General features: G+C 60.4%; 7 protein-coding genes and 1 pseudogene. All 8 read right to left on the minus strand.

All coding sequences use genetic code 11. From position 1 onward, the window contains the following. Positions 1 to 60 precede the first annotated feature (60 nt). Entirely contained in the window at positions 61 to 6,129 is a 6,069-nt protein-coding gene (locus tag DWU99_RS03080) for an alpha-2-macroglobulin (protein WP_115476511.1), read from the minus strand. A 247-nt stretch (positions 6,130 to 6,376) separates the two neighbouring features. Beyond that, positions 6,377 to 7,249, minus strand: coding sequence for a UTP--glucose-1-phosphate uridylyltransferase GalU (gene galU / locus DWU99_RS03085; RefSeq protein WP_115476512.1), 873 nt, complete (start codon positions 7,247 to 7,249; stop codon positions 6,377 to 6,379). Then, positions 7,250 to 9,145, minus strand: a complete 1,896-nt coding sequence (locus DWU99_RS03090; protein ID WP_115476513.1) for a nucleoside-diphosphate sugar epimerase/dehydratase — start codon at positions 9,143 to 9,145, stop codon at positions 7,250 to 7,252. Next, entirely contained in the window at positions 9,132 to 10,064 is a 933-nt protein-coding gene (locus DWU99_RS03095; protein ID WP_233510842.1) for an MraY family glycosyltransferase, read from the minus strand. The genes DWU99_RS03090 and DWU99_RS03095 overlap by 14 nt, the downstream gene beginning before the upstream one ends. Before the next feature lie 106 nt (positions 10,065 to 10,170). Next, positions 10,171 to 11,346, minus strand: a complete 1,176-nt coding sequence (lapB, locus tag DWU99_RS03100) for a lipopolysaccharide assembly protein LapB (protein WP_115476515.1) — start codon at positions 11,344 to 11,346, stop codon at positions 10,171 to 10,173. Beyond that, positions 11,343 to 11,603 (minus strand): LapA family protein, encoded by a 261-nt coding sequence (locus tag DWU99_RS03105; RefSeq protein WP_115476516.1) that lies wholly within the window; start codon positions 11,601 to 11,603, stop codon positions 11,343 to 11,345. The genes lapB and DWU99_RS03105 overlap by 4 nt, the downstream gene beginning before the upstream one ends. Before the next feature lie 150 nt (positions 11,604 to 11,753). Beyond that, positions 11,754 to 12,086, minus strand: a pseudogene (locus DWU99_RS03110) (integration host factor subunit beta); the annotation flags it as partial. A gap of 35 nt (positions 12,087 to 12,121) precedes the next feature. Further along, positions 12,122 to 13,795, minus strand: a complete 1,674-nt coding sequence (gene rpsA / locus DWU99_RS03115; RefSeq protein ID WP_115476518.1) for a 30S ribosomal protein S1 — start codon at positions 13,793 to 13,795, stop codon at positions 12,122 to 12,124. Between the last annotated feature and the right edge of the window lie 46 nt (positions 13,796 to 13,841).

The following is a 13,841-nucleotide window of genomic DNA, read 5'->3' on the forward strand; positions in this document are numbered from 1 at the left end:
AAGCCGGCATATCTGTTAGGCGATGCCCTCTCGTCGATGACGAGAGGGCATCCGTACACCTCAAGGCTTGTCTGTCACGGTAAGCACGCTACCGCCCGGTGACCGTGCCTGGACGGCGCGGTCGTACATCGACTCCGCATACGCCGGCGGTATCGCGAACTTGCCCGCATTCGTGGCGCGGATGCGGTAGACAAACTCGTGCACATCCGGCGTCGCTGTGCCGTAGATCACCACGCGGTCCTCGCGGATATCGGCGTATTCCAGTTGCCATGTGGACTGCGACAAGCCGATCGGCGAACGCCATGCCGGCGTGGCGGGTTGGTTGTCATTGCCGCTGGACGAATTGTCGTCGCCGCTTCCGTTGCCACTATCGCCGCTGCCGCTATTGCTGTCAGATGCATTTGCGACCGGCGGAGGCTGGATCACCGGCTCGAAACCGCCCGGCAGCAGATCGACCACGGCAACGTTGCCGATACCCTGGTCGCCCGTCGCACGGATGCGGACGTGCACGTCGATCTCCTGCCCAAGGGTGACGGTATCGACAGGTTTGCCCTGCGCATCGGTGTAGTCGCGTACGACTTCGATGCCGTTCTTGATTGCAGTCGTCGGTTGCACGCGGTCGTAACCGCCCTGACTCGCCACATGCCACGCCGGCAGGCTGCTCTGGTTGATAAAGCGCAGCTTGCTGGCTGCCGCACTCCAGCTGCCGGCCTGCAGCAGATCGCCCTGGATGCTGGCAATGGGCTTGACGCTGCCATCCGCATGGACTTCCTGGATGCTCAGCTTGTCGAGCTGACTCGCATTCTGGTTGGCGTAGCTGTCGAGCGCCAGGATGGTCATGGCGGAAGACAACGTGTTGAAGTCCTCATGCCCGAGCGGCCATGCGATGTTTTCGAACACGCGCGGCGGCAATGCGTTCGCGCGCTCGGGGAAATGCTTGGCGAGCAGGTAAAGGACGGTCGCGTCGCGAACCAGCGGATCGTAGTAGTACCCGTAAATGAAATCCTCGCGCGCTTCCGAACGCGCCAACTGTTTTTCCGGGCCCGCTATCAGGCGATTGGCTTCATCATCCTGCTTCAGCAACTTGTAGGACGCCGCCAGCCATGCCGCAGCCAGGTCGTTTTTCCAGTCCTTCGGATAGGCATCCTGCAGGCGCTTCTGGATCGACGCCAGGGCATTGGTGGTGACGTTGCCCTGGCGCGTCAACAAATACGCCGCATAGGCACGCTGACGCAGCAAGTCGAGCGAATCCATGCCGTCGTTGCTGGCAAGCTGCTGCAGATACTTGTTGCCGGCATCGAGCATGTCCTGCGGCACGGAAGTACCGCGATCGCGCGCTTCGAGCAGGAAGTTCATCGCATAGTTGGAAACGAATGGCTCCGAATCGGGCGTTGCAGCCCACAAACCGAAGCCGCCCTCGCTGTTCTGCCGCGCATGCAGCACATCCAGCAATTTCGCCATCGCCTCGGCGTTGCTGATCTTCTTGTCGCCTTCATCGCCGAAGGCGGGCTGCAAGGCATGCGCGAACACCGGCACCTGCGGCCACTTGGCCACGATCAGGCGCGGCATCAGCATGCTGACGACCTGCTCGCTGCAATAGTTCTGGTAGTTGACCAGATAACTGGTGATGCCTTGCGCGAGCACCAACGGAAGCGGCGAAATGGCCGCATCGCGCGACGCGTACGCATCGAACATCGGGCGCAGCGGCGACAAATCGACCTGACTGCGTGTAGCCACTTGCCCCACGTCGACCTGCGTTCGATATGCGGCAGCAGGACGCACGGAGACATCCACCGCCTGGCTGGCCGACTTGCCGTTGTACGCCGCGGTAAAGGCCAAGTGGCCCGAACCGAGCTGTTCGGTAGCCTTGAGGTGGAAACGCACCACGCCTTCGCGCATCTCACCGAGGTTCAAGCTTTGCGTGGCCGATCCGACGACCTGCAGTTGCGGTCCCGTCTTCAACGTGACCGCCACCGGCACCTGCTTGCCGCCCAGGCCGGTGAGGTTGTTGGCCACGCCCACACTCACGTCGACTTCGTCACCGGGCGCCAGCGTCGTCGGCGCATTGGGCGAGAGCACGAAATCGCCGCGCACCGTCGTACTGCCTTCATAAGTACCGACACGATCCGGCGATACAGCCACCGCCATGACGCGCAACTTGCCGTTGAAGTAATCCGGCACCGTATAGGTGAAATCCTTCTCGCCATCGACATCTACGATGCCCGACCAGAACACCACGGGCTTGTCGCGTTTGCGCTTGAACGGATTGAGCTGGCGGCTGATGGCCGCATCCGCGTCACCGCCCGGCGCCGCGGTGGAAGCCATGAGTTTCTCGAAGTCCGGCAGGATCAGATCGAGAATCTGCGAGGTCTGTACTTCCAGCATCTTCTTGCGGAAGAAGAAGCCCAGCGGATCGCCCAGCTTGTAGCGCGCGACCTGCAGTATGCCCTCGTCCACCGCAAAGACCACCGCCTTGGCTGGATGATCCGCGTGCAGCTTGAAGGTAACGGTTTCACCAGGTTTGACCAAAGCCGGCGACTCAACGGTGACCGGATCGCGACGCGCATCCAGGTTCACCGAGAACGGCACGACGCCGTAGCTCAACGGACTCATGAAGATTTCATCCGACGACGGATCGCGGACGAACTGCACGTTGATGTAGCCGTTGCCTTCGAAGTCCTTGGGTAGGGTGATCTGCTGCACCGAGCTGGTGGTGTCCGCATGGAACCACGCATGCGCGTAGACCTTGTCGCGTTCGATCGTGATCAGGCCACTGCCGGCATAAGGCGCATGGATCGAAATATTGACCGTATCGCCCGGCTTGTAATCGGACTGCTGCAGGCTCAGCTGCAGCTCTGCATTACGATCCAGCGAACGCGACAAGTTGGCGGCACCCGCTACCGAGTACGTGACGCGGTTGACCTCGACGCGATCGCTGCCGCGCAGGACCACCAGCGCATAGTTGCCCGGCTTGTCGGTCGGCAAGGTGACATCGAGACCGCCGGCGGGAATCAGCAGCGGCTGCTCATTGATGGGAATTTCCTTGAGCTTGGATTCGTATTTGTAGACACCCGAATTCTGCTTGGTGAGCACGGAGACGTAGCGGCGTTCGATCAGCTGTGCTTTGAGACCATCCAGCTTGATCGACTTCGCCTGTGGATCGATCGCCACCAGATGCACTTTGCGAACGGCGTTGCGGTCCACGTAGTCGAGGTTGTCCTCGCTGCGGTAACCGACCAGCCATTCGTTGCTGGAGACCAGCGTCTGTGCGGCTGCCGCGACGGTGCGTCCGCTGTCGGCCTCATGCGCCTTGACCAGGAAATACAGCTGATAAGTGGCATCGGCGTATTTTTTCAGATCGAGGTCGAACTCGGCATGGCCTTTATCGTCGGTCTTGCCATCTTGCAAAGCTTCCTCGTAACCGTCCTTCGCGCGATGGACGTCGTAGAAGTGGTAATCGGACCAGCTGCGGAACGCGGGCCATGCGGGACGCAGCGTCAGCGACGCTTCCACGCGCCGATCCGCCGCCGGCGTGCCAAACAGGTTCTGCACATCCACCAGTCCTTTGAGACCATCGGGCTTGACCCAGCCCTCGGCCACCTGACTGGACAGCTTGGCCTCGACCTTCATGCGATCGGGCAGGAATTCCTTCACCTGCACCGTGGTGTTGCCGATCTGCGTATCGGCTTTGCCATCGCGCACTATGTACAAGTTCACCGCCCATGTACCGGTGGGCGAGGTTTCAGAGGTGGTGTAAGCGAGTTCGCCGAAGCCGGAGTCGTCCATCTTCAGCGGCACCTGCTTCACGGTGACGCCGCGCGGATCGACGATGTCGGCTTCGAGCGGAATGCCGGCGACATCGCGCGTCCAGCTCGCCGCCCTGACGATCAGGCCGATGTGAATCTCATCGCCAGGACGGTAGATGCCACGATCGGAGAACAGGTAACCCGAAAGCGTGCCCGGATTGACTGAGCTGGCTTCTCCGCCGATATCGAAACGCGAGTAGTCGAGCTGGCGGTCGTAGCCGCCGACAGGCAGGAACGAAAGATCTTCGCCCTTGCTGACAATGTAGAGCGCGGGACGTTTCTCGCGGTCCAATCCTTTGAACGTCGGGAAATGCACCACGCCATCAGCACCGGTGGTTTGCGTGTACAGCGTCTGACCGTTTACTGCCAACACCGATACGCTGGCATCCGTCACCGGTTGTCCATTGCGGATGGACTGCACGAATACATCCTGGCTGCCATCGAGCGCGCGCTTGACGAGCATGCCCAGATCGGTCACCACGATCAGACGGCTGTCTTCCGCTGCGTCGTTGTCATCGGCATTGGCGTTCGAGTCGTCGCTGGACGTATCGGAATCTGCCGGAGCGCCCGACGGTGGCGGTGCGATGCCTTGCTGTGCACGCGCTTTCGCCTTGGCGGCTTCTTCGGCCTGTTTTTTTGCCTCCGCAGGATCGAATGCATACAGATGGAGCAGAAATACGCCGCGCTTGTTGCCTTGCAGGTACTGGCTGAGATCGACGCCCTCGTAATGCGCATGCGCAGGATCGTCGGTCGGGAACGCGCGTTTGACCTGATAGCGCTCGACGATGTGCTCCTCGCCAAAACCTTCCACCAATTGCGGATGGCTGTAGTCGCCCTGGTTGAGGCTCACCAGATGCTGCAACTGATCCGGCAACACGCGCCCCACCTCCAGGCGCATACCGGCCATGTTGCGCGAAACGATAGAGATGCGCTTGCTGCCGCTCAGCGACAGCAGCGATCCGCTGGCCATGAAGTGCAGCAGCTTCGGATAGTCGGGCACGGTGATCACGTCTGCCACCGGCCTGCCAAGTACGTAGCCGCCGAAGGACTTCAAGCCCTTGTCGACGCGCACATAAATGCGCTGCCCAGGATTGGCGTGGAACTTGAAACTTTGCAGGGGCTGGTAGTCGTTTTCGGTAGGTACGACTTCAAGCGGGATCTGTTGCGATTTGCGCAAGGTGTCGTTGCCGACTTCGCCCGCACTCCAGTCGTAGTTGACGTCCTGCGCGTTATCCGCGTCCGATTCCTGAGTATTGTTCACGCCAGGCTTTTGCGCCGGCAGCACCCACGCATGGACCAGACTTGCCAGATCGCTATCGCGCACAGCCCCACTCAGGTTGATCACCATCACCTGTTCGGGTTCGTATTTGTCGTTGTCCACGAGTGTGGGACTGATGTCTTGCACGGCGAGGCTGTAGAGGCCTGGCACACGCACACTCGTGTTGAGCTCGTTCTGCGTTCCCTCGCCCCCGCGCGAGCTGCGTAGGCCGTTGTCTATCTTGACCGCTACGGAACCATCGTCACGCGGCAGATCCAACGGTTGGGAATGAATCCATGCATGGAGCTTGTACTGATCATAGGTGACGCTGAATTTCAACGGCGTGCCCGCGCTATCGCCCTTCCCGGCCAGCGTCAGCGCAATAAGCTTTTCAAACTGTGCCGTGTCGACCGGATAGTTGAAATTGACTGGAACGATGGTTTTCTTGGCGGTGGGATCCTGCGGATCCTGATAGAACTCACCCGCGCCAAAGGTTGCCGCGAACTTTTGCGTGTCGAACTCAAAGTGATCGTTGGCCATGAGCACGTGGCGCGCAAAGGCCTGCGGCACATCGAAACGCACCTTGTAATGCTGGCCGACCGGCCAGTCGGCGGCAGGCGTGAAACGCAGGGTGCGATCATCCACCCAGGTCCACTGCCCCTTGGTATCAGGCTGCATGGTGATGCCGGTCGTCACCGGCTTGCCGACGAGTTCAATCGGCGCGGCGGAGCCGGAAAAATCCAGCTCCAGCGGATGAATGACCAGCGGAAGCTTGCTGTAGTCGGTGATGTCGGGCGTGTTGACCTGCCAGGTAATCTTCACCGGCTCCTGCGGACGTGGGCGGTGCTTGTACCACTGCCATCCAAACCATCCGCCTGAAGCAACCAGCGCCGTCACCAGAACGACGGCAGCCGACTGCAGGGGGCGGCGGCGCACGACATGCATCCAGGCGGGCGCGGACCAACTGACCTGGCCTACCAACGGTGTGAACATCCACGCCAGGGCACTGAGAAGACCGGTTACCAGCCGTACCGGCAGCAAAAGCAGAAAGCGCAGCAAATCCATAATGCCTTCCGATGTTCAATCCGTGTGTGACCACGGCGTTTTGCGCGTCGTGGCGTTCTTTCACCTATGGGGAAGGGTCACGCCTGCCGGCATGACCGCATTACGAACACGATTCCCCATGCACATGCTGCTCGCGAAAAATGGCAGCTTGCGGTCACGATTCTGACACGCCCGGCACGCCTGGGGCAGCAGAATGACAAAAGGCGCCGGTTGCCCGGCGCCTTCGGAATAATTCAGCGTTTCAAGCTTAGAGTTGCGCGGTGAACTCGCGAACGGTCTGAGCCAATACCGAATCCTGCATGGCCATGTGCATGGTCGCCCGGACCAGGCCGGCCTTGTTACCGCAGTCGAAACGAGTGCCTTCAAACCGGTAGGCGAGCACCTTGCCCTGCTCCATCAGCAGAGCCTCGATGGCATCGGTCAGCTGGATTTCGCCGCCGGCGCCGGGCTTGGTCTGTTCAAGGAGCTGGAAGATGCGCCCTGGCAACACGTAGCGCCCCACCACAGCCAGATTCGACGGCGCGTCGGCAGGCTTGGGCTTCTCGACCATGAAACGGATGCGGGCACTGCGGGCATCGATCGTTTCGGCGTCGACGATGCCGTATTTGTCGGTTTGGTCGTGCGGCACTTCTTCCACGGCGATGACGCCGGCGTTCTCAGCCTGGCTCAGCTCAGCCATCTGGCGAAGCGCACCCTTGCCGCGGTTCCAGATCAGGTCGTCCGGGAGTACTACGCCGAACGGTTCGTCGCCCACGACCGGCTTGGCACACAGCACCGCATGACCAAGGCCAAGCGCCTCGGGCTGCGTGACGAAGATCGCGCGCACGTTGCGAGGCAGCGTTCCCTGAACCAGCGCCAGCAATTCGTCCTTGCCCTTTTCCTGCAGCTTCGATTCAAGCTCGTAGGCTTTGTCGAAGTAATCGGCGATAGCGTGCTTGTAGCGATTGGTGACGAACACCAGGGTGTCTGCACCGGCATCGACTGCTTCGTCGACGGCGTATTGAATGAGCGGCTTATCCAGAACAGGCAACATTTCCTTGGCGACAACCTTGGTGGCCGGCAGGAAGCGCGTACCGAGTCCCGCCACAGGGAACACCACCTTACGCAATGGCTTGCTCACTCACTTTTCTCCGATTTCGTTACGGCGAATTGAAACGACATTGTCAGGCTGGGGTGCATCGGTCCAGCAGAACGACGGAAGCAGGTTGGAAACGCAGCGCCGCAATTCATCTTCGTCAAAATTGCGAACCGCTTCACCGGCCTTGGCGATCTGGGCCTGCAACAGTTCCCAGGACACAGGACGATGCTGTGCAAGGAAGATCTTGTTGTGTTGGGTAGCGCTGTAGTTTTCCAGCGGGTGGAAAAGCTCTTCGAACAGTTTCTCGCCCGAACGCAACCCTGTGTAGACGATCGGAATCTCCGTGCCCGGCTTCTTTCCCGCAAGCCGGATCATCTGTTCTGCCAGGTCGCGGATCTTGACGGGCTCACCCATATCGAGCGCGAAGATCTCGCCGCCCTTGCCCAGTGCAGCCGCTTGCAGGATCAGCTGGGTAGCTTCGGGAATGGTCATGAAATAACGCGAGATTTCCGGGTGCGTTACGGTGACCGGACCACCTGCCTGGATCTGCTGGCGGAACAGCGGCACCACCGAACCCGCGGAGTCCAGCACGTTACCGAATCGCACCGTGATGAAATGCGTTTTCGAATGCGCGTTGAGATTCTGGCACCAGATCTCGGCAATGCGCTTGCATGCGCCCATCACGCTGGTGGGATTGACAGCCTTGTCGGTGGAGATGAGTACGAAACACTCCACCCGGACTTCGCTGGCAAGATCGGCCACCGTACGCGTAGCCAACACGTTGTTGCGTACAGCCGTACGCAACTGGCCCTGCAACATCGGCACGTGCTTATACGCTGCGGCATGGAAAACCACCTGCGGCATGGTCTCCGTGAACAAACGGCGCATGGCAATCGGATCGCCGCAATCGGCAAGCACACTGTTGAGCAGCAACTCCGGATACGCGGCGCGCAACTCTTGCGAAATCTGATAAAGGTTGTATTCGCACGACTCCACGATGGTGAGCGCGTGCACACCCAACCGCGCCACCTGACGGCACAACTCGGAACCGATCGAACCGCCGCCGCCCGTGATCAACACGCGACGACCTGTCAGCGTTTCGCGAATTTGTGTCCAGTCCAGCTCCACCGCATCGCGACCAAGCAGGTCTTCGATGGATACTTCCTTGATCTGATTGAATTGCGCGCGGCCGGCGACGACGTCTTCCAATTTGGGAACGGTGCGATACGGAAGACCGGTGCGATCGCAAAGTTCGACCACTTGCCTCATCTGTCGCGCACTCGCACCGGGCAGCGCAATGAGCAGCATCTGCACTGCGGCTTCCCTTGCGACATCAGGAAGCTGATCGAGCGTGCCGAGCACAGGCTTGCCATTGATGCGCGCACCGCGCAGGGATCGCTGGTCGTCCACGAACCCGACAACGACGTAGCTGCTGTCGCGGTGCAAATCGCGCGAGAGCGCCTCGCCGGCACGATTTGCGCCCACGATCAGCACACGCTGCGTCTTCGCCTGCATGAAAAGATCGATGCGACTGTCCTTCCAGAAGCGGTAGGCCAGCCGCGGCGTCCCCAGGAACAGCGCGAGGACGAACGGATAGAGCAACAAGACCGAGCGCGGCACACCTTCCAGACGGCCATATAGAAACAGCGCTACGCCTATGGCTACCGTGCCGACGATGGCGGCGCGCAGGATGTTCCAGAGGTCGGGCAGGCTGGCAAAACGCCATACGCCCTTGTAAAGCCCGGTCCACGCATAGACCAGGCCCTGGATCAGCAACACGATCGGAAATTCGAGAAAACCGAATGTCACAGGCAGTTGCGGATCGAGCGCGTAGCGCAGTTCCTTGGCCACCCACCAGGCAAGCGCCGTGACCAGCAGGTCGTGCAAGACCACTGCCACGCGTGGATGAACTATCCCGACCCATTTACGTATGGACATAACGAACCTTGTATCGATCTCGTCGGATCAAGCGACGTTTGGCCAATAGCCAGACAATCGCTGCGATCGCATAAGTGACGATGCAGGCAACCAGCCCCATCCCTGGCCTCTTGAATGCCATCGCCGTTAACGGCGCTGCCACCAGCAGGTTCCACCCTACATACCAAGCCGATCCCGCAGCATGCGTACAGCCCCTCCGCACGATCCATTGATACAGATGTTCGCGGTGGGCAGTGTACCAGCGGCGTCCTCGCAACATACGGTTGAGCAGAGTAAGGCTCGCATCCGTCACAAATGCTGAACTGAGGATCAGGGCCGGCCACAGCAGCCGCTCATCGACCCGCCAAAGCATGGCGCTGAGGGCGAAAATCAACAGGCCGACGCTCCCGCTACCCACGTCCCCCATGAAGATTCGAGCCGGCGGACGGTTGTAGCACCAGAACCCCAGGCAGGCCGCTGCGACGCACGCCGACGCGCCGGCCAACGCTACCTGCCCCACGCACCAGGCAAGCACTGCGAGACCACAGGCCACGAAAATCCCCTGCTGTGCAAGCAAGCCATCGATGCCATCCATGAAGTTGTGCAGATTGATGCTCCAGGCGCCTGCAAGCACCAGCAAGGGCAACCAGAACCAGCCCTGGCCATGGATCAAAAGTGCAACGGAAAAGAAGGCCACCGCCAGCACCTGGACCCCGAAGCGGGGAAGCACCGGTAGCGAACTGTGATCGTCCCACCACCCGATCAAGGCAACGAGAACCGTCGCAACCAACAACGTGACGGTGATGTGAAGAGTCCAGGAAGGCTGCACATACGCCAAGCACGCTGGCACGGTCGGCAATGCGGCAGCGATGATGCCAATACCGCCGCCGCGTGGCGTGGGCAGCTTGTGCGAGCGTCGCTGCCCGGGTTGGTCGAACATCCCACGGCGATGTGCATAGGCAATCGCCGCACGCACCACCCCAAAGGCAATGAAGAAAGCAATCAGGGCAGCGAACGCAATCGGGGCAACCGTAGCCACGACAGCATCACTCATTGGCGACACCGTGAATCGGCCTGATGGTGCTCCAGCCTTTGCAACTGGGACATTGCCAGTGATGCGCCTTGGTACCGAAGCCGCAATGACTGCAACGGTACATGGCCTGTCCTTCGAGCAACTTTTTCGTGAGATCGCGCAGGATCAGGAAATTCTCACGCGCCTCGCCTTCGATCTTGTCCATCGTGGCGTCGATCAGCGCCATGAGGCCGCGCACCGACGGACGCTGACGCAACTGTGATGTCAGGAATTCGATGGCCGGTTTTTCACCGTCGCGTTTTTCATAGAGATGCGTCAACGCAAGCACCGGCGATATGCCGTGATAGCGTGCCAGGATATCGCGCAGAAAACCCTCTGCGCGCTCCATTTGACCCGAGCGCGCATAGCTGTCGAGCAACGGCGGCAGAATTTCGGGCACAAAGGCGATATCCGCGTCCACTGCACGCTCATAGGTATCCACCGCTTCGGCGTGATTACCCTCTTCCGCGTGCAGTCGCCCGGTAAGCATGAAGGCACGCACGCAATCGGGCTGACAAGCGAAGGCCTGCTCAAGGTATTCGCGCGCTTCGGCGCGTGCACCATGCTGGCGGGACTGTTCCGCGAGCTCGCAATAGAACTGCGCGATGGTGGTTTCTTCCTCTTCGCCCGTCATGGTTTCCAGGCGGCGCGCATGCTCGATCGCCTTGTGCCAATCGCGCTCGTGCTGATAGATGGCAATCAGATGGCGCAAGGCCGACGGCGCATGCGCATTCATCGCCACCAGATCCGAGAACAGCGCCTCGGCGCGATCGAGCAGACCGGCGCGCATGTAGTCTTCGCCCAGCTCCAGCAACGCCACGGTCTTCATGCCTTCGGACAGACCGGGCCTGGAGACCAAATGTTGATGCAGACGGATAGCTCGATCCACTTCGCCGCGACGCCTGAAAAGGTTGCCTAACGCTAAGTGCGTTTCCACGGTGTCTCGGTTGTATTCGGCGAGCTTGAGGAACACCTCGATAGCTTTGTCCTGCTCTTCATTGAGCAGGTAGTTCAGGCCACGGAAGTAATCGGAGGACAGTTCGCTGACCTGCTCGCCAGAACGTCGAACACCTGCACGACGAGCAGTCCACCAGCCACTTAGGAAGGCCGCCGGTATGAGCAAAGCCAGCAGCGAGTAGAAAATGCTCATGATGTCTTCGAAGCTTTCGCGCCCTGGGTTTTCGCATGGCGCCGCACTTCGCGGCGATGCCGGGTGGTGACACCCAGCCACGCAGTGAGGCCGCCGAGAATCCAGCCTACCGCCAGCATGGCGAGCAAGGCGGCCCCTTTCGGGACCTGGACGCGTGCAAAGGCCAGGTCGTAGCCAACGAGGTCCGCATTGAGCGCCCCGAGCACCACTCCCCCGGCGATGAACAACAGCAATAGCAGCATCACGATCAGTCGCATCGTGCGACTTTAACCGATTGGCTGTAGGCGGCACAGACATCGATAAAGATCGATTCAGTTCCAGTCATCGTTCGCCTGCCGTGAAAAAAAGAAAGGCAGGGTCGGCCATCGGCCGCCTGCCTGTCGGAATAAGGATTGAGCAGTAAACGATCAGCCGTCGTTCTGTTCCAGATGCATGTTGACACGCTCGCGCAGCTCCTTGCCGGGCTTGAAGTGCGGAACGTGCTTGCCGGGCAATGCAACGGCATCGCCGGTCTTGGGATTGCGGCCCATACGCGGTGGGCGGTAGTGCAAGGCGAAACTGCCGAAACCGCGCACTTCAATGCGCTCGCCGGTGGACAAGGCCTGACTCATCTGTTCGATGACGTTCTTGACCGCCAGCTCGACGTCGCCAAACGCAAGATGGGTCTGGCGCCTTGCCAGCGCCTCAATCAGCTCGGATTTGGTCATGGGTCCCCAATGTCCGTGACGTGGAACGAGTTGGGGCGGCGTTCCCGCCGCCCCACTGCAAGCACTGCTTAGTCAGCCTTGTTGAGCTGCTCTTTGAGCAGCGCACCAAGCTTGGTCGTGCCACCGGACGCGGACGAGTATTCCGCCATCGCGTCTTGCAGCTCTTCCTCGTCCTTGGCGCGGATCGACAGCGACAACTGGCGACCCTTACGGTCCATGCCCGTGAACTTGGCTTCCACCTTGTCGCCCAGCTTCAGATGTTGCGTGGCATCGTCGATGCGCTCCTTGGCGATATCGCTGGCGCGCAGGTAACCCTCGACGCCATCGCCCAGATCGATCACGGCGCCCTTGGCATCGACTTCCTTCACGGTGCCGTTGACGATGGTGCCTCGCGGATGGACGGCCATGAAGTGACCGAACGGATCCTGCTCCATCTGCTTGATGCCGAGCGAGATACGCTCGCGCTCCGGATCCACGGCCAGCACCACGGCTTCGATCTCGTCGCCCTTCTTGAAGTTGCGAACGAGGTCTTCGCCCGACGCCTGCCAGGAGATATCGGACAGATGCACGAGACCATCGATGCCGCCGTCCAGACCGATGAAGATGCCGAAGTCGGTGATCGACTTGATCTGACCGGACACCTTGTCGTTCTTCTTGTGCATCGCTGCGAAGGCTTCCCACGGGTTCGAGCGGGTCTGCTTGATACCCAGCGAGATGCGGCGACGCTCTTCATCCACGTCCAGCACCATCACTTCGGTTTCGTCGCCGACCTGCACGACCTTGGCCGGATTGACGTTCTTGTTGGTCCAATCCATTTCGGAAACGTGGACCAGACCTTCGACGCCCGGCTCGATCTCGACGAAGCAGCCGTAATCGGTGACGTTGGAAACCTTGCCGAACAGACGGCTGCCGACCGGGTAACGACGCGAGATAGCAACCCACGGATCGTCGCCCAGCTGCTTCAGGCCCAGCGATACGCGGTTGCGCTCGCGGTCGTACTTCAGCACGCGGACGTCCAACTCGTCGCCGACGTTGACGACTTCGGACGGATGACGCACGCGCTTCCACGCCATGTCGGTGATGTGCAGCAGGCCGTCGATACCGCCCAGATCCACGAACGCGCCGTAGTCGGTGAGGTTCTTGACGGTACCCTTGACCACAGCGCCTTCGGTCAGACGTTCCAGCAGCTTCTCGCGCTCTTCGGAGAACTCGGTCTCGACGACGGCGCGGCGGCTGACGACAACGTTGTTGCGCTTGCGGTCCAGCTTGATGATCTTGAACTCGAGCGCCTTGCCCTCGAGGTAAACCGGATCGCGCACGGGACGCACATCAACGAGCGAGCCCGGCAGGAATGCGCGGACATCCTTGATGTCGACCGTGAAGCCACCCTTGACCTTGCCGGAGATCATGCCGGTGATGGTCTCTTCCTTGTCGAACGCCTGCTCCAGGTCGTCCCACACCATCGAACGCTTGGCTTTCTCGCGCGACAGCTTGGTCTCGCCGAAACCGTCTTCGAGTGCATCGAGGGCAACCTTCACCTCGTCACCCACCTGCACTTCCAACTCGCCCTTCTCGTCCTTGAACTGCTCGATCGGGACGATGCCTTCGCTCTTCAGGCCAGCGTTGATCACAACGACGTCGTTGCGGATTTCCACAACGATACCGGTGACGATCGCGCCCGGCTTCAGCTTGGAGATGGCCTGTTGGCTCTGTTCAAACAGTTCGGCAAAACTTTCAGTCATGTTGATTCCAGAAATAAGAAAAGGCCCGTAACCCTATGCGCGCCGT

It is taken from the genome of Dyella psychrodurans (assembly GCF_003363265.1).
GTDB lineage: Bacteria > Pseudomonadota > Gammaproteobacteria > Xanthomonadales > Rhodanobacteraceae > Dyella_B > Dyella_B psychrodurans.